We start from the raw sequence: 16,160 nt of genomic DNA on the forward strand, positions 1-16,160 counted from the left end.
AAAAAAAGATGTCCCCAGAATTGGGAACATCTTTTCTTTCCACCCACTACTATTCAGTAGTGTAAGGAAGCAATGCGATTTGACGGGAACGTTTAACAGCGATTGTCAACATACGTTGATATTTCGCGCTTGTTCCAGTCACACGACGAGGAAGAATTTTTCCACGTTCACTGATGAATTTTTTAAGCAGGTCTGTATCTTTATAGTCAATGTGAGTAATTTTGTTCACAGTGAAGAAACATACTTTACGACGTTTGTTGCGACCACCACGACGAGCTGGTCTTTTGTTATCGTCTCCGCCTTCTCTTTGTCTGAAGCCCATTCTTTGTCAGTCCTTTCCCAATTAAAATGGTAGATCATCATCCGAAATATCGATCGGTTTTCCGTCATCGGAAAAAGGATCCTGATTGTTTCGCGAGTTATTATTCCCGCGCCCACTATTGCTGTTACCGCCTCCGAAAGGAGACTCCTCACGCATACCTCCACCGCTATTGCCGCCACCGTTGCCGCTATCGCGGTTAGATTCCAAGAAACGTACATTATCAGCAACAATTTCAGTCACGTATACACGTTTTCCTTCATTGTTCTCATAATTACGCACTTGTACACGGCCTTCAACAGCCGTCAAACGACCTTTACGAAGATAGTTAGCGCATGTTTCAGCAAGCTGACGCCAGGTTACGATCGGCAAGAAATCCGCTTCCCGTTCGCCGCCTTGACTTGTAAACGGACGGTCTACAGCCAGGGTGAACTGGGTTACTGCTACACCAGACGGTGTATAGCGCAGCTCTGGATCTTTGGTCAAACGACCGATCAGAATGACACGGTTCAACAATCCAATCCCCTCCTTTGAGCGTTGTTCATTACATAATCACGTACAATAATTAAGCTACGTCGTTCGTAATGAGATAACGAATTACTTCGTCAGAAATTTTCATGATACGCTCAAGCTCAGTAACAACAGCAGGTTCTGCTGTGAAGTTTACCAGAACAAAAGAACCATCACGGAATTTCTTGATCTCATACGCAAGACGGCGTTTAGTTACATCGTGATTCGTAATTTCGCCACCGCCGTTAGAGATGATACCTTGGAATTTGTCGACTGTCGCTTGAACAGCTTCTTGTTCAATGTCAGGACGAATAATGTACATCACTTCATATTTGCGCATTCTTTACACCTCCTTATGGACATAAGGCCCTCAATCTCAGTTGAGAGCAAGGAACGAGCCTAAACTCGCACTAAAACAGTTTACCAAATCGAGCACCTGAATGCAACCTGCAATTTCGAGCACAAGGCTAAAAGCTGTTCACACACAACCTATTATTAGCTTTATACATTTTTATATCACTCCACAAATTTTGCATATATAAAGGAAATCATTTTTGATTAACTACTATTTGTGTGCCCTGATTTCGCATGTTTCTGTTTAAGACAGCGCACAATAACCGTTGCAGTCCAATTCATTATCTAAGGAGGCACAACCGTATGGGTGAAAAGACTGAGTTCGTACCCGGGGATAAGGTCCCAAATGACGGCGTATATATGGAGGTTGGAGAAAAAAGCTTTCATACTGAAATCCAAAACCCGCAGCAAATAACGTTGGAAAGAGGCGATTCTTTTCCGAAGACCACCAACCATAATCGCAAGTGGAAGAAAAAAACGAAAGCTCGTGTCCACTAATGTATATTTCTTCGGAATCCTGGCCATATTATGATTAGGCGATACAACAGAGAGGTGTGGTTCCGTTGGACGACGTAGCCTTACAAACTGTTAGGAGATCCATTCCGGGCATTAGAAGCGTTAGGTTTGTGTAAAAGGACACTGTCTTTTCAACACAGTATTGCTAGTCAGTACACCGAGTTTCATGATGTGATTGGACAGATCGTATCCTGTTAAAAATGTATCGCCTACGATGGAGGACCTTTGTGGTCCTCCTTTGTTGCATTATCGGACTTTTTGCATATGCTGGTAAAATGCAGATTAATTCAGCTCCTTCTGCTAGAATATATCCAAGTACAAAGACCTACTATCTACGGAGGTTTAAAGATGAGCTATTCTCGTATATTAAAGTGGATATCAGGTATATTCGAATTGGTGCTGGCTGTACCGATTGTGGGAGGAGCTATTGTCATGGGGACTGGCTACTCAGCACTGGGGTTTATGCTTGTCCTGCATGCAGTAACACTTATCCTGTCGTTACGCAATCAGGAAGCGATCTACGGTTCTGTCTGGGGAGTACTCACTTCCTTGCTAGCCTGGATTCCTTTTGTTGGCTGGGCACTCCATTTGATCGCTGCCATCCTGCTGATGATCTCTGGCTCAAAGAGAACAAAACGCTATCATTACCCGCCTAACCAGCTATAACAAAAGAATGCTCCTGACGGCAATTATTTCAAACGCTGTTAGGAGCTTTCTTTTACTTTAACACCTTATTCATTCACCAAGAGGTTCTTAATCATTTCTTCGATAACGCTACATTCATTTTTATAACCTAATAATGGTTTATTTCCATAAACCAAAAAATCCCCTACGTCAGTAGACGTAAGAGATTGATCAAGTTCATGAAGTTAGTGGCGGAAAGAGTGGGATTCGAACCCACGCACGCCTTGCGACGCCTAACTGATTTCGAGTCAGCCCCCTTGGACCTCTTGGGTACCTTTCCGCAGCAAGGATAATTATATCATCATTGCTACCATGACGCAAGCTGATTTCTTGTTCACCATGATCCACCTTCTCTGCTCAAATGGTTTCCGAATTCTGCTCGCCAGCGCTGGACTTTGAGCGCAACACTTTCTTCATATTCTTTTCGAACTTGGCACGCGGAATCAGCACACTATGCTGGCATCCGACACATTTGATTCGAATATCCATCCCCATCCGAATAATTTCCATCTCGTTCGTTCCACATGGATGAGGCTTCTTCATCTGCACAATATCCCCTAGTTCAAACGACTTACGCTCCACCCTTCTCTCCCCCTTTTCTTCCTGACTCATCTTCTTTCTCAAGGGTGATCGCCGTCTCCAGTGCGGCCTGACGATGTTCCTCGTCCTCTAGAGCCCTCTTGATATTATTCTGAATATCACGCTCTACCAAGGCCCCTGTGTTCGGCATACATTCCGCCACAACCCGTACGATATACTCTGATGTAGTCATGGACTGAACGCCTAACACATCCGGCATATTAAGTATCTGCGCATTGGACTCTTCGATACCTTGGATCGCCTGTTTTACCAAGCTGACGGCTTCCTCCAGACTACGCTCCGCCTTCATCGGCACATCTACCACCGCCAACGCGTTGGACATGGAGAAGTTCGTTACCGTCGTAATGGAGCCGTTCGGTAAAATATACACCTCACCTTTCCAGCTCACCAGCCTGGTTGTACGCAGCCCAATCATTTCTACCGTCCCCTTGAAAGTTCCCGTCTGAATGACGTCTCCTACGGCAAATTGATCCTCAAATATAATAAAGAACCCAGTAATTACATCCTTAACCAAGCTCTGTGCCCCAAAACCTACAGCCAACCCAAGCACTCCAGCTCCAGCAATCAGAGGGCCTAGATTTATACCCATTTGCGATAGCACCAGCATAATCAAGATGAAATTGAACACAATATTTGTTACATTTTTTAGCAGTTCGCCCACAGTCGTTAACCGTCTGGTATTCAATCGGAATCTGCCGTTATCTCCCTTTTGCTCCATCGACTTATCTATAATTTTATTAATAACTCGAATAAAGATACGTGTAATGATGAAAATAATTACGATTTTCAAAACCACAAACAAAAAGGTCGACCACATCGCACTATCTGTAAGCCATTTCCATACAGCATCCTTCCAATGAATCGCACCTTGCACTACGTCATCCGTGTCTAAATTACCGGCCAACCAATGTATAAAGGTCATGCTGTACTCCTCCTCAAACCAGGGAACCACTCTTTCTATTTCCCACATTCTATTTCCTATCTATATAAGCATATCTCCCGACTTCAAACATACGACTATGAATAATCTACTTTTCCCGAGTATAAAAACGCAAGTTTATCCATATACTAGCTACTATCTTGAGAATAATTGTTACCCGCAGGCCAAGTGAAATCTTAAAAGTAGGCGAGCACAACCTGCACGCTCCATTACAGGACGAAAGGAAGATTCCATGACTCATTCTGACTTCATTCCGGGGCAAGAACCCCTAAGCTTAAAAATATCACACACCGATCCCGGGATCCAATCAGCCATCATCCATCGTTTGCTGTTCCATCTGCATCAGGCACGGAGTCTGCAAAATATCGTCATCATTTGCATCGGCACCGATCGTTCTACTGGAGATTGCCTTGGTCCGCTCGTTGGTACCCATTTGTCACGCTATAAAAGCCCCCTGTTTAACTTGTATGGAACATTAGATGAGCCTGTACATGCTATGAACCTTCAAACGACGCTGAACGGCATACATGACCGATACGAACAGCCTTATATCATTGGAATAGACGCATGTCTTGGACAAACCTCCAGTGTTGGATGCATTCAGGTTGCAGAGGGTCCTCTCAAGCCTGGAGCAGGTGTAAATAAAGAATTACCGCCGGTCGGCGATATCCATTTGACTGGTATCGTTAACGTCGGCGGCTTCATGGAATACTTTGTGTTGCAAAATACTAGACTAAATTTGGTCATGAAATTATCAGATATCATAGCTAGTAGCTTATACTCCGCAATTAAGGAGTGGCATTACCGGTCTGTCCTACTTGCTGCGCAAGAGTAATAGCTTCTTTCTCTTCAGGTGATAAGGAATAAGAAGATTGTCCCGCTTCCAGAGGCTTGGCATACACATATGAGCCATCCCGGTTATAAATACCGGTCAATACTATTCCGTCCTGATTATCGTCTACAATAGCCAGAGAGAAGCTTAGATCGCTCCCTCTCTCACCAAAGGCATTATAGCGTTTGATGCCTATATGTCCCTTCAAGCCAGTCAGTTTGCTGCGTAGTGATTTCATACTTGCACGGTGGGCTTCCTGCTCATCTTCAATCGTGTCCATCTGTACCTTTAAATCAATCAGCAGCGTCTCCAAATTCTCTACCCCGCTGCCTGCCATCATGGTTTCATACTTTCGCCGCATCTTCTTTAGCTTTGACCCCTGTACAATAACAACAATCAACAGGATAAGCAAAATAAGCACGATCCCTGCAACAATACCAGCAAGCTGCTCCATGATTAGTCCATTCAATTCAGCCATATGTTTGTTTCTACCCCTCTACCTCAAAAATCATGTTACTGCTTTGCTTACCTTTTATTTTAAACGTTTGAGAACAGCGAGACAAATAACACAAGGCTATTAGTTTATCCATCAAAACCATTCTAATTCCTGCAATTCCAGACAAAGCAAAGACATATCTCACTTTCCATTTCACTCAAGGAGACATGTCCATATTTTTACAGACTACTGTAATAGCTCCAGTAATCTTTCCAAATCCTGCTGGCTGTAATAATTCAATTCGATTTTTCCTTTATCTTTATTGTGCTTGATCTTTACAGTTGTTTTAAAACGCTCGCGCAGGGACTCTTCCATATGGTCAATATAGGGGTCCTTTTTTCGCACCTTGGCTTTAGCTTTTGTTTCTCCAGGCTTATGATCCAACTGTTGTACGGCTTCTTCAAGTTCACGAACGCTCCACTGTTGCTCAATACATTGCATGGCCAGCTGTTTTACCATGTCTGGATCTTTGAGCCCGACAATTGCTCTAGCATGCCCCATAGACAATGTTCCACGTGAAACATGATCTTTAACCTCCTCAGGCAATGCGAGCAAACGGAGAAAATTGGCAATGTGTGAACGTGATTTTCCCACTTTCATGGACAACTCTTCCTGAGTTAAAGAAAACTGATCCATTAACCCCTGATAAGCCACCGCCACTTCCATTGCATTTAAGTTTTCACGCTGCAAATTCTCAATCAGGGCAATCTCCATTACCTGCTGATCTGTAAAATTGCGAACAACCACAGGTATGGTTGGATTCCCGCAAAATTGAGAGGCCCGAAACCGTCTTTCCCCGGCTATAATCTCATAACCTCTCAAGACACTACGCGCAATAATGGGTTGGATAACACCGTGCTGACGAATGGATTCCGCTAATTCCTTAATGGACTCCTCATCAAACGTTTTCCGAGGCTGGTATGGGTTCGCCCGCAACTGACTGAGCGGAATGTCAACAACCTTATCCTCGTCACTGACTGTAAGGGAGGGAATAAGTGCGTCCAGTCCCTTTCCCAACCGTTTACTCATAAGATACCACTTCCTTTGCCAACTCAATATATACCTCTGCCCCACGAGACCGGGGATCATACGTAATAATGGACTGGCCATGTGATGGTGCTTCGCTGAGTCTCACGTTGCGTGGAATAATCGTCTGATAAACTTTGCTTTGAAAATATTTTTTCACTTCTTCAATCACCTGAATACCCAAGTTCGTGCGGGCGTCAAACATGGTTAGCAACACGCCCTCAATTTGCAATGAGGTGTTTAGATGTTTTTGCACTAATCGCACGGTATTCAACAATTGGCTTAATCCTTCCAGCGCGTAATATTCACATTGGATTGGAATAATGACTGAATCGGAAGCCGTCAAGGAATTGAGCGTCAAAATCCCCAGTGATGGAGGGCAATCTATTAATATATAATCGTAATTATGCTTGACGAGTTGAAGTGATCTTTTTAATCTCAATTCGCGAGAAATAGTTGGTACCAGCTCGATTTCAGCACCTGCTAATTGGATGGTTGCCGGGATAATATCCAATCCCTCAACCTGTGTACTGATAATCGCCTCGCTAGGGTCAACTTCGTTAATGAGTACATCATAAATACAATTTGCCACATCCGCCTTATTGATACCCACACCGCTAGTTGTATTACCTTGCGGGTCGATATCCACGAGCAATACCCTTTTGCCGAGGGAAGCAAGTCCGGCGCCCAAATTCACGGAAGTAGTCGTTTTGCCTACTCCGCCCTTTTGATTGGCTACGGCTATTATTTTTGACACTTCATTCACCTCATAATTTAATCGGAATCCTGCTACGTTCCATGATTGCAAAAGCTCTATGAAGACGTTACTTAGTCCTTAACTTACGGATAACGGCAATTTCAAAATAGAATACGAGTATGCTGCGGTTTTATGTTGGCGTTAGACAGAAAAAGCGGCAATTGCTGCCGCTGTACGCTTCATCCCTTACTTACGTTTGGGAATTTGAATGACAATCTCATAGTGATCCTCATGATCAGATTCTTTTGTTTTGATATCCAACCCTGAGCCAGACACCATATCAATGGATTGACGAATCGTATTCAGCGCAAGCCGGACATCCTTGGTAAAGGAAATCCGCTTAGATTTCTTAATCGTGGATACTTGTTTATAGAAGGCAACTCGTGCCTCTGTTTGCTTCACATTGAGTTCCTTAGCAATCACTTCATCTAAAACCTTGTACTGTAGCTCTTCGGTCTCTAACGACAATAATGCACGAGCGTGACGCTCGGACACCTTCCGCTCCATTAGAGCCTCTTTCACTCTCTCCGGCAAATGAAGCAGCCGTATCTTATTAGCAATAGTGGATTGGCTTTTGCCAAGTCGCTGAGCGAGGCTTTCCTGGGTGAGTTGATGCAGGTCAATCAGCTTTTGATAAGCTACAGCCTCTTCAATCGCAGTTAGGCCCTCCCGCTGAAGATTCTCAATCAACGCGATGGATGCAGCTTGTGAATCATTAAACTCACGAACAATGGCTGGAATCGTCTCCATACCCAGCTTGGTGACAGCTCTCCAACGACGTTCCCCTGCTATAATTTCATATTGTCCATTACGGAAACGAACGACAATCGGTTGAATTACACCATGCGTCTTAATAGTCTGGCATAGCTCATCAATCTTTTCGTCGTCAAATATGGTGCGGGGCTGATAAGGACTGCTGACAATATCCCGAACTGGAATTTGTTTTATTTCGTCCCCATTGGAGCGCTCCGTCAAACCAAATAGCTTGGAAAATTGTTCTTTCATTCCGTATAATACCACCTAATTTCATAATAGCACCATACAAACAGCGCTTCGTGAAAAACAGTTCCTTACGGGGATTGTAGACCCTTCTATATGAAACAGCGCCGTAAGCGGGTACACTCCACGTACTCCCCTGACATTTGTTGCCCCACTTCCCTATATGTATATCTGAAATCATGGGTACGGGAAGCAGCCAACTTACACTAAAACGATTATCTCTATTCTATCACTTTTCCAGTCATAATCCTATCGTCTCTAACAGCTTTTCAGAAGGATAAAAGAATAAATTATGTAGAGGGCATTCGGCAAGGAGCCATCTTAAGCAAGGAGTTTATAAACCATAAAAAAAGTGAATGTTTCACGTGAAACATTCACTTTTTTTCAAACATTTACACTAAAGGTGTTTTCAAAGGAGTACCTGGCTTACGCGGGTATTTCCGTGGTGTAGCTGCTCTTTTTTCGATAATAATCATATGTCTGGCTGCATCCTCAACAGGTAGCTGAAAGGCCTGAACATGCTTGATTTTTCCCTTTAGCTCTTTCAAACTGTAGGAGGCTTCCCTGATTTCTTCGGTTGGGTCGCTACCCTTCATTGCTGCAAAGTGGCCCCCTTCACGGACAAAAGGAAGACAAAATTCATTTAGTACCGCGAGACGGGCAACGGCTCGCGCTGTGACCAGATCATAGCTATCACGATATCCTGCTTTGCGCCCCAATTCCTCTGCCCTGCTGTGAATCAGTTCGACATTTTCCAGTCGCAACTGCTCTACAACATGAGCTAAAAATTGTATGCGTTTGTTCAATGAGTCTACAATGGTCAATTGAATATGTGGAAAGCATATTTTCAAGGGGATCCCAGGAAAACCAGCGCCTGACCCAATGTCAGCCAGGCTCCCCACATCATTTAACGGAACATAAAAGGCAAGTGAAACAGAATCGTAAAAATGCTTGGTGTACACTGCATCTCGCTCAGTAATGCCCGTCAGGTTCATTTTTTCATTCCATTCGACCAGCACACGGTAATACGTTTCAAACTGCTCTAACTGACTGTCATTAATCACAATGCTATGCTCTGCCAGCCGCTGCTTAAACTGCTGTTGTATCGCGTCCATTAAGATCCCCTCGCTGCCGTTACACGGTTATAGTGCTCCAGATAAACCAGTAAAATGGAAATATCCGCAGGAGTTACACCGGAGATACGGGATGCCTGACCAATGGACATCGGACGGATCTTCTCAAGTTTCTGCTTGGCTTCAATGGCCAAGCCTTGAACTTCATTGTATGCGATATCCTCTGGGAGCCTCTTCTTCTCCATCTTTTGCAGGCGTTCTACATGCATTAATTGCTTTTCAATGTAGCCCGCATACTTAATTTGGATTTCCACCTGTTCTTGCTCTTCCTCAGTAAGAGCTACAGGTGAAGGCGAAATTTGTGCCACTTGTGCATAGCTGATCTCAGGTCGACGCAGCACTGTTAACAAATTACTGCCGTCCTGTATCGGTGCAGATCCGCCTTGCTCCAGCATCTCATTTACATCAACCGGGCGAACTTTAGCTAAGCGTAAACGCTCAATTTCTTGCTCTACCTTTTGTTTTTTATCCAAAAAGCGCTCGTATCGTTCATCTGTAATCAGGCCAATATCATGCCCGATCGGAGTCAATCGCAGATCCGCGTTATCATGCCGCAACAACAGACGGTATTCTGCACGGGATGTCAGCAAGCGATAGGGCTCATTTGTCCCCTTCGTCACCAGATCGTCAATCAGAACCCCAATGTAGCCTTGAGAACGATCCAGTACGACGGGCTCTTTTCCCTGCACCTTGCGAGCTGCATTAATCCCAGCCATAATTCCTTGACCCGCAGCTTCTTCATAACCAGATGTCCCGTTAATCTGACCTGCTGTGAACAAGCCAGGTACTTTTTTCGTTTCCAAAGTAGGCCACAACTGAGTAGGTACCATCGCATCATATTCAATAGCGTAACCGTTACGCATCATTTCTACCTTTTCCATCCCTGGAATGGTACGCAGTACTGCTAATTGCACATCCTCTGGCAAGCTTGTTGACAAGCCTTGAACATAGTATTCAGATGTGTTTTTACCCTCAGGCTCCAGAAAGATTTGGTGCTTCGGCTTATCACTGAAACGCACCACTTTATCTTCAATAGAGGGGCAATAACGTGGTCCCGTTCCTTCGATCAGACCAGAGAACATCGGTGCACGATGCAAATTATCATTAATAATCTGATGTGTTTCCACTGAAGTATACGTCAGCCAGCAAGGCAACTGCTCATTATCCGAGGACTTCGTTTCATAGGAGAAGAACTTCGGCTGATCATCGCCTGGCTGTATTTCTGTTTTGCTAAAATCAATCGTATCCTTATGCACACGTGGTGGCGTCCCTGTTTTAAAGCGAACGAGATCAAACCCAAGCTCTCTCAAATGTTCAGAAAGTCTCAACGAAGGCTGCTGATTGTTCGGACCACTCTCATACATCAGCTCACCCATAATGATTTTTCCGCGCAGATAGGTGCCCGTCGTCAGGACAACTGCTTTACTACGATACTCTGTGCCCGTCTTCGTAATCACACCTACGCATTGGCCGTCTTCTATAATCAGCTCTTCAACCATGCCTTGACGTAAGGTCAGATTCGGTTCTTTCTCCATCGTTTCCTTCATCGCATGCTGATAAGAGAACTTGTCTGCTTGTGCGCGCAAGGCATGCACGGCAGGACCCTTACCAGTATTTAACATTCTCATTTGGATAAATGTCTTGTCGATATTCCGACCCATTTCGCCACCCAATGCATCAATTTCCCGTACTACATGACCCTTTGCGGGACCACCAATAGACGGGTTGCAGGGCATGAATGCGACCATATCCAAGTTAATTGTGATCATCAATGTACGACAGCCCATCCGTGCCGCTGCCAAGGCGGATTCTACGCCCGCATGGCCTGCACCGACGATGATCACATCATAGTCGCCTCCTTGATATCCCATACCTCTCTTGCCTCCCTTATACATTCGAGTCTTCACCCCGAATATGCTCTTGTGTATCTATGACGATAGCAGGCTTAAAACAGCCATGCTTGAATGTTTTACTTGCCCAGACAGAATTGTGAGAATATTTGATCTATTAACGCATCATGCGCAGTATCGCCTACAATCTCACCCAAATGCTCCCATGCCAGCCTTACATCAATCTGGATCATGTCAATTGGAACAAATTGATCAGCGGCTTCATAGGCATCTACCAGTGATTGACGCGCTTTCTTCAGCAAAGCAATATGCCGCACATTGCTGACATACGTCATATCCGCTGATTCTAGCTTGCCGCTAAAGAATAAATTCGATATAGCCTGCTCCAGCCGATCTGCTCCCTCATTTTCCTTCACAGACATCGGCACAATAAGCTCTTCAGGAACATAGCGCAGCAACAAATCCCGGTCTATTTGGGCCGGTAAGTCCATTTTATTCATAATAACAATCGCTTGTCTACCGCGGATTTGTTCCATTAATGCCATTTCATCCTCATGTAGTGGTTCGTTGGCATTCATAACGATGAGCAACAGATCCGCTTCACTAACTGCCGTTCTCGAACGCTCTACCCCAATCCGTTCCACGACATCCATCGTTTCGCGAATTCCAGCTGTATCCAACAGCTTGAGCGGAATATTATTAATCGTCACATACTCCTCGATAACGTCACGGGTCGTACCCGGAATATCGGTCACAATCGCCCGTTCGCCCTGAGCCAACGTGTTTAGCAGCGACGATTTGCCTACATTCGGTCTTCCGACAATCGCTGTAGTCAGCCCTTCACGCAAAATTTTCCCCTGCTCCGCTGTGTGCAACAGCCGATCAATTTCTGCCATGACTTGGCTGCTTTTATCCTTGATTAACTCAGACGTAAAGGATTCTACATCATGCTCAGGGTAATCAATGTTTACTTCGATATGAGCAAGTGTCTCCACCAATACATGACGCAAACGACGAATATTCTGGGACAGCTGCCCATCCACCTGCTTCAGAGCCATCGAAAAGGCTTTATCCGATTTGGAACGAATTAAGTCAATAACGCCCTCCGCTTGACTCAAGTCAATACGACCATTCAAAAAAGCACGTTTCGTAAATTCACCTGGCTCAGCCAGACGTATATTTTGCAGCAGTAACAAATCCATCACCCGTTTAACGGCTACCACCCCGCCATGAGTGCTGATCTCTACCACATCTTCTGTTGTAAAAGAGCGTGGTGCCCGCATCACTGTAACTAAAACTTCCTCCACCTTCTCTTGGCTTTGAGGATCTATAATATGTCCATAGTGTACCGTGTGCGTTGGAGCCTTACTTAAGGGCGTTTTACTACGGAACAAAGCCTCCACTTCCGTGACCGCTTCTGGACCGCTGACCCGCACAACTGCAATGCCGCCCTCGCCGACAGCCGTTGCAATGGCAGCTATGGTATCGCTCAGCATATCGTTCCTACCTCCTATCAAGTAAAAACGGCATTGCCGCCCTTCATCAAGGACGGCACCCGTTTCATTGTGTGAAATATAAGAAAAAAAGCAATGGCTTCTGCAGCTTGCAGAGAGCCATTGCGTCGGATTATTTCTTGGCAATGACAACGCGCCGATTAGGCTCGTCCCCCTTGCTGTATGTTCTAACCAGCGCATGCTGCTGGAGCTTGGCATGAATCAGCTTCCGCTCCTGGGACGGCATTGGCTCCAGTACCACTTCCTTGCCGTAACGAACAGCCTGGTTCGCTAATCGTTCCGCCAAATCCTCCAGCGTTTTCCGCCGACGTGCACGAAATTGCTCGGCATCCAGCACAATTCGGATAAATTTATCAGAATGACGGTTAGCAACAATATTCGTCAGGTACTGCAATGCATCTAATGTCTGTCCTCTGCGGCCAATCAGCATACCGAGCGATGGACCGGAGATATCCAGTGTACTTTCATCCTTGCGATGACGGACATCGACTTCGACGTCGAGTCCCATTCCTGCAGCTGTTTCACAGATGAAACGCACCGCCTCTTCATAAGGATCTATATGTCCCCTGGATGCTTCCATGTTCATCTGTGCTTCCTGCGCAACAGACCCAGCTTGTGATACAGCCTGTCCCACGTCAGAAGGTGCTTGAGCCGATACATGAGGTTCAGCCGTGTGTGTGGTTTCAGGAGACGGCTCAGAAAGCAGCGTAAGCTCCACCTTCGCCTTTTTGACCCCTAGCCACCCCAGGAATCCTTTTGACGGCTGTTCCAACACGTTTACGGTTACCCGTTCACGGCTTACTCCCAGCTGGGAGAGTCCTTGTCTTACAGCATCTTCAACGGTTTTTCCTGATGTCACGACTTTGGTCATCTCGACTTTTTAGCCCCCTTCGTGTTTTTGCCGCCTTTTTTCTTACTATTATTAGAGGAACCTGTTTTCGCGAGACTCGCTGTTTTTACATTAGCCAATGCTGCGTCCTTATCATTATTCCGATAAAGGAAATAGTTTTGAACAATCGTGTAAATATTACTGAAAAACCAGTACAACGGCAAAGCAGACGGGAAGTTATACGACATGAATAGAATCAGCACCGGATAGACATACAGCAAAAATTGCATGGGTCCTTGCTGCGGTGTCGGATTCATTTTCATCATCATCCAAGTTTGGACAAAAGTCGTAATCGCTGCTAGAATCGGCAGGATAAAGAAGTGATCCGGTTTACCTAACTGGAGCCACAAAAAGTCATGATCCCGCAATGCCGAGTTATAATAAATGGCATTATAAAGCGCGATGAAAATGGGCATCTGTACTAACAAAGGCAGACAGCCCGCCATTGGGTTAACCTTGTTTTCTTGAAACAATTTCATCGTTTCTTGCTGGACTCGCTCAGGTGTATCCTTGTATTTCGCTTGAATTTCTTTTAATTGCGGCTGAATAGCCTGCATTGCTCTGGAACTGCGTACTTGCTTGAGTGTAAGCGGCAAAATAATAGTACGCACGATGATCACCAGAATCAGTACGGCCAGGCCATATTCTCCAGAGAACCATTGGGCAAATGTATCCAGCGCATACGAAAACCAGTAAACGACATATCTTTGCCACCAAGATCCATTGGCCAAGTCTGCCGTCGTGTAAGAATTGTGAGCCGCCTGGGTACATCCGGACAGCACAGCAACAAGTGCCAATAAGGCAATCAGGAGGAACCATTTTCCTCGTTGAGTCTTCAAACGCGACACTTCATAACCCCTTTCTTAACCAATCCATTCCAACGTAAATCATACCATATCCTGTAGGACAAAGATACTGACTATCGGCGCGTAGACTTGAGCAGCGAGGCTTTGCGCAAAACGTGCAGCACGCTTTTCTCCAGCTCTTGATACGACTTAGTAACCGCACCCTTACGAACGATAAAAATCAGGTCAATCTGCTCCACCAATTCCTGCTCATGATGGCGCACGATTTCCTTAACGATCCTGCGCATCCGGTTGCGTACAACTGCATTGCCGATCTTCTTGCTAGCCGAAATTCCGACGCGGAACTGCTCTACCTCTCTGCGGCGGAACCAGTACACCACAAACTGATGGTTGGCAAAAGATTTGCCATGGCGGTATACGCGCCCAAAGTCCGCCCGGTTTCGTAGACGCAATTTTTTTTGCACGGCGCTTCTCCTTGCTCATTTCTTTTACACATATCGGTAAGTAATCCTTACCTCTTATATAGTAAGAAGTATGGACAATATTCCAACATGGTAATCTCGCTTATTTTATATCCGTTTTCAAAAACTTCATCTAATATAGAGCAGGATGTAGGACTTGTCCCTCTTTTTACACTACATTTCTACAATAGAAGAAGCATCCGATCCATAAATACTTCAATTATGAAAAAAAAGACCACCGTAGTGGTCTTTATGCACGCATTACGCACTCAATACTTTTCTACCTTTTTGGCGACGAGCTGCCAAAACTTTACGGCCATTCTTCGTGCTCATTCTTTTACGGAAGCCGTGAACTTTTTTACGTTTGCTGACATTCGGTCTGAAAGTCGGTCTCATTGTGCTGCACCTCCTTACAAGGAATACGTTTTATATGGAATATACCTAACATAGCAATCTCCACAAAAAACACCTTTGTACATTTAACCACAAATAGCGGTCAAAGTCAATGTGCTTCTGAATTCTCTCCCTCTTTTTCACATTCACAAGTCCTCTCCCTCTTTTTGCATCACCCACTCTACTCTTTTCTATCCCTTTATTCCCGATTTTTTCGTTTCTTCTCCATGATCAACATTCATCAGCATTTTACTGTAGCTTACGTTCCTATCTAAAAACAGCCCTTTTTTTCATCTATTCATTTACGGCTTAAATCCAGGCCGTTTCAAATCCCCACTATCAGTTTCGTCAAAAATATTGTCGGAAACGTTACCGGAAATTTTCAACACAAAAACAACCCAGTGTAACCAAAAGGCAACGGATGTTATACACAGATCCACAAAAAGAATGGAATTGTGATTTAAATGGTCATAACCTGTGCATAACATTTTAGAGCAAAAAAGAGTTATTGTCGAAAACTGAACAAATTATAAACAATATCTTGTGTTGTGAATAAAAATTGTACACAACAGATTGAATTTGTGGATAAATAACCACGAGTCATTGAAATACAAGGCTTCTTTTGCTATGATGATATTACTTTTGAATGTGAATATGTTGTTTTACCCTCCATATTATCAACACCCTGTGGATAAAGTTGTGAACAAGTTCAATTTATCCATCTTTTTATTTTTGTGCGGATTCGGGATTCTGGGGATATATTCTACATTTTTCATTTGATTTCGACATATTGCAGTCCCGTTTTGGCCTGCGGGATCAAGAGAACGGATCGTGCCGCACATTCCCTCCTGAGAAATATCGCCTTTCTTCTGCTGATCAGCAGTGGAATTTTCCAATACTATTTTTCAGGGCATTTTGTGCTGCGTTCTCTCACTACACTGCCGCATGATTTAGGCGGCGGTATGTCTTTTTATGGCCTTCAACAATATTTTTGTGATTTTAGGCGTTTTGCCGAAGCGCCGGGAGCAGCTCTCTGCAGCTTAATTCGGCAAAATGTCAGGATTTAAAAGGAGTGACGTCT

General features: G+C 44.6%; 19 protein-coding genes and 1 tRNA gene. 3 read left to right on the forward strand and 17 right to left on the reverse strand.

Annotated elements, in window-relative coordinates; all coding sequences use genetic code 11:
- Window positions 1–49: 49 nt before the first annotated feature.
- From rpsR to rpsF, 3 genes are read right to left on the reverse strand one after another with little or no spacing between them, the layout of a single operon-like run.
- Window positions 50–322, reverse strand: a complete 273-nt coding sequence (rpsR, locus tag ACH59B_RS25420; protein ID WP_013312800.1) for a 30S ribosomal protein S18 — start codon at window positions 320–322, stop codon at window positions 50–52.
- A 21-nt stretch (window positions 323–343) separates the two neighbouring features.
- Window positions 344–835: a single-stranded DNA-binding protein gene (ssb, locus tag ACH59B_RS25425; protein ID WP_010346813.1), complete on the reverse strand. Its 492-nt coding sequence runs from the start codon at window positions 833–835 to the stop codon at window positions 344–346.
- A gap of 49 nt (window positions 836–884) precedes the next feature.
- Window positions 885–1,169, reverse strand: coding sequence for a 30S ribosomal protein S6 (gene rpsF / locus ACH59B_RS25430; RefSeq protein ID WP_007433230.1), 285 nt, complete (start codon window positions 1,167–1,169; stop codon window positions 885–887).
- Window positions 1,170–1,486: 317 nt separating this feature from the next.
- Here rpsF and ACH59B_RS25435 point away from each other — a divergent pair, with 317 nt between their 5' ends.
- Together ACH59B_RS25435 and ACH59B_RS25440 are read left to right on the forward strand one after the other, a co-directional pair.
- Window positions 1,487–1,681 (forward strand): YjzC family protein, encoded by a 195-nt coding sequence (locus ACH59B_RS25435; RefSeq protein ID WP_013373906.1) that lies wholly within the window; start codon window positions 1,487–1,489, stop codon window positions 1,679–1,681.
- Between the two features lie 366 nt (window positions 1,682–2,047).
- Window positions 2,048–2,365 carry a hypothetical protein gene (locus tag ACH59B_RS25440; RefSeq protein ID WP_016822453.1) on the forward strand — a complete coding sequence of 106 codons (318 nt, stop codon included), beginning with the start codon at window positions 2,048–2,050 and terminating at the stop codon, window positions 2,363–2,365.
- A 207-nt stretch (window positions 2,366–2,572) separates the two neighbouring features.
- Here the strand turns inward: ACH59B_RS25440 and ACH59B_RS25445 are convergent.
- The 3 genes from ACH59B_RS25445 to ACH59B_RS25455 all read right to left on the reverse strand — a co-directional run bounded on the left by ACH59B_RS25445 (window position 2,573) and on the right by ACH59B_RS25455 (window position 3,905).
- Window positions 2,573–2,663, reverse strand: a tRNA-Ser gene (locus ACH59B_RS25445).
- Between the two features lie 77 nt (window positions 2,664–2,740).
- Window positions 2,741–2,965, reverse strand: coding sequence for a DUF951 domain-containing protein (locus ACH59B_RS25450; protein WP_016822452.1), 225 nt, complete (start codon window positions 2,963–2,965; stop codon window positions 2,741–2,743).
- Window positions 2,955–3,905: a mechanosensitive ion channel family protein gene (locus ACH59B_RS25455; protein ID WP_019689092.1), complete on the reverse strand. Its 951-nt coding sequence runs from the start codon at window positions 3,903–3,905 to the stop codon at window positions 2,955–2,957. The genes ACH59B_RS25450 and ACH59B_RS25455 overlap by 11 nt, the downstream gene beginning before the upstream one ends.
- 250 nt (window positions 3,906–4,155) lie before the next feature.
- Between ACH59B_RS25455 and yyaC the strand changes: the two genes are divergently transcribed.
- The gene (yyaC, locus tag ACH59B_RS25460) at window positions 4,156–4,758 is read left to right on the forward strand and encodes a spore protease YyaC (RefSeq protein WP_019689093.1); all 603 of its coding nucleotides are present in this window, start codon (window positions 4,156–4,158) and stop codon (window positions 4,756–4,758) included.
- Here the strand turns inward: yyaC and ACH59B_RS25465 are convergent.
- The 11 genes from ACH59B_RS25465 to rpmH form a co-directional block, all read right to left on the reverse strand.
- Window positions 4,712–5,233: a DUF4446 family protein gene (locus tag ACH59B_RS25465; protein ID WP_016822449.1), complete on the reverse strand. Its 522-nt coding sequence runs from the start codon at window positions 5,231–5,233 to the stop codon at window positions 4,712–4,714. The two genes, yyaC and ACH59B_RS25465, sit on opposite strands and share 47 nt — an antisense overlap.
- 204 nt (window positions 5,234–5,437) lie before the next feature.
- Window positions 5,438–6,280 carry a ParB/RepB/Spo0J family partition protein gene (locus tag ACH59B_RS25470; RefSeq protein ID WP_016822448.1) on the reverse strand — a complete coding sequence of 281 codons (843 nt, stop codon included), beginning with the start codon at window positions 6,278–6,280 and terminating at the stop codon, window positions 5,438–5,440.
- Window positions 6,273–7,034 (reverse strand): ParA family protein, encoded by a 762-nt coding sequence (locus ACH59B_RS25475; protein ID WP_013373915.1) that lies wholly within the window; start codon window positions 7,032–7,034, stop codon window positions 6,273–6,275. Before ACH59B_RS25475 ends, ACH59B_RS25470 begins: the two co-directional genes overlap by 8 nt.
- 186 nt (window positions 7,035–7,220) lie before the next feature.
- Window positions 7,221–8,039 carry a nucleoid occlusion protein gene (noc, locus tag ACH59B_RS25480; protein ID WP_013373916.1) on the reverse strand — a complete coding sequence of 273 codons (819 nt, stop codon included), beginning with the start codon at window positions 8,037–8,039 and terminating at the stop codon, window positions 7,221–7,223.
- A gap of 386 nt (window positions 8,040–8,425) precedes the next feature.
- Window positions 8,426–9,148, reverse strand: a complete 723-nt coding sequence (gene rsmG, locus ACH59B_RS25485) for a 16S rRNA (guanine(527)-N(7))-methyltransferase RsmG (RefSeq protein WP_102997359.1) — start codon at window positions 9,146–9,148, stop codon at window positions 8,426–8,428.
- Entirely contained in the window at window positions 9,148–11,037 is a 1,890-nt protein-coding gene (gene mnmG / locus ACH59B_RS25490; protein ID WP_045244809.1) for a tRNA uridine-5-carboxymethylaminomethyl(34) synthesis enzyme MnmG, read from the reverse strand. The genes rsmG and mnmG overlap by 1 nt, the downstream gene beginning before the upstream one ends.
- A 98-nt stretch (window positions 11,038–11,135) precedes the next feature.
- On the reverse strand, window positions 11,136–12,512 hold the full coding sequence (gene mnmE, locus ACH59B_RS25495) for a tRNA uridine-5-carboxymethylaminomethyl(34) synthesis GTPase MnmE (protein ID WP_016822444.1): 1,377 nt from the start codon (window positions 12,510–12,512) through the stop codon (window positions 11,136–11,138).
- A gap of 130 nt (window positions 12,513–12,642) precedes the next feature.
- A complete protein-coding gene (gene jag, locus ACH59B_RS25500) occupies window positions 12,643–13,401 on the reverse strand; it encodes an RNA-binding cell elongation regulator Jag/EloR (protein ID WP_263560988.1) in 759 nt (252 codons plus the stop codon).
- The gene (locus ACH59B_RS25505; RefSeq protein ID WP_016822442.1) at window positions 13,398–14,267 is read right to left on the reverse strand and encodes a YidC/Oxa1 family membrane protein insertase; all 870 of its coding nucleotides are present in this window, start codon (window positions 14,265–14,267) and stop codon (window positions 13,398–13,400) included. Before ACH59B_RS25505 ends, jag begins: the two co-directional genes overlap by 4 nt.
- 71 nt (window positions 14,268–14,338) lie before the next feature.
- A complete protein-coding gene (gene rnpA / locus ACH59B_RS25510; protein ID WP_013373922.1) occupies window positions 14,339–14,689 on the reverse strand; it encodes a ribonuclease P protein component in 351 nt (116 codons plus the stop codon).
- A 258-nt stretch (window positions 14,690–14,947) separates the two neighbouring features.
- The gene (rpmH, locus tag ACH59B_RS25515; RefSeq protein ID WP_007433250.1) at window positions 14,948–15,082 is read right to left on the reverse strand and encodes a 50S ribosomal protein L34; all 135 of its coding nucleotides are present in this window, start codon (window positions 15,080–15,082) and stop codon (window positions 14,948–14,950) included.
- Window positions 15,083–16,160 lie beyond the last annotated feature (1,078 nt).

The organism is Paenibacillus sp. DP01 (assembly GCF_044784315.1).
Classification (GTDB): Bacteria; Bacillota; Bacilli; order Paenibacillales; family Paenibacillaceae; genus Paenibacillus; species Paenibacillus polymyxa.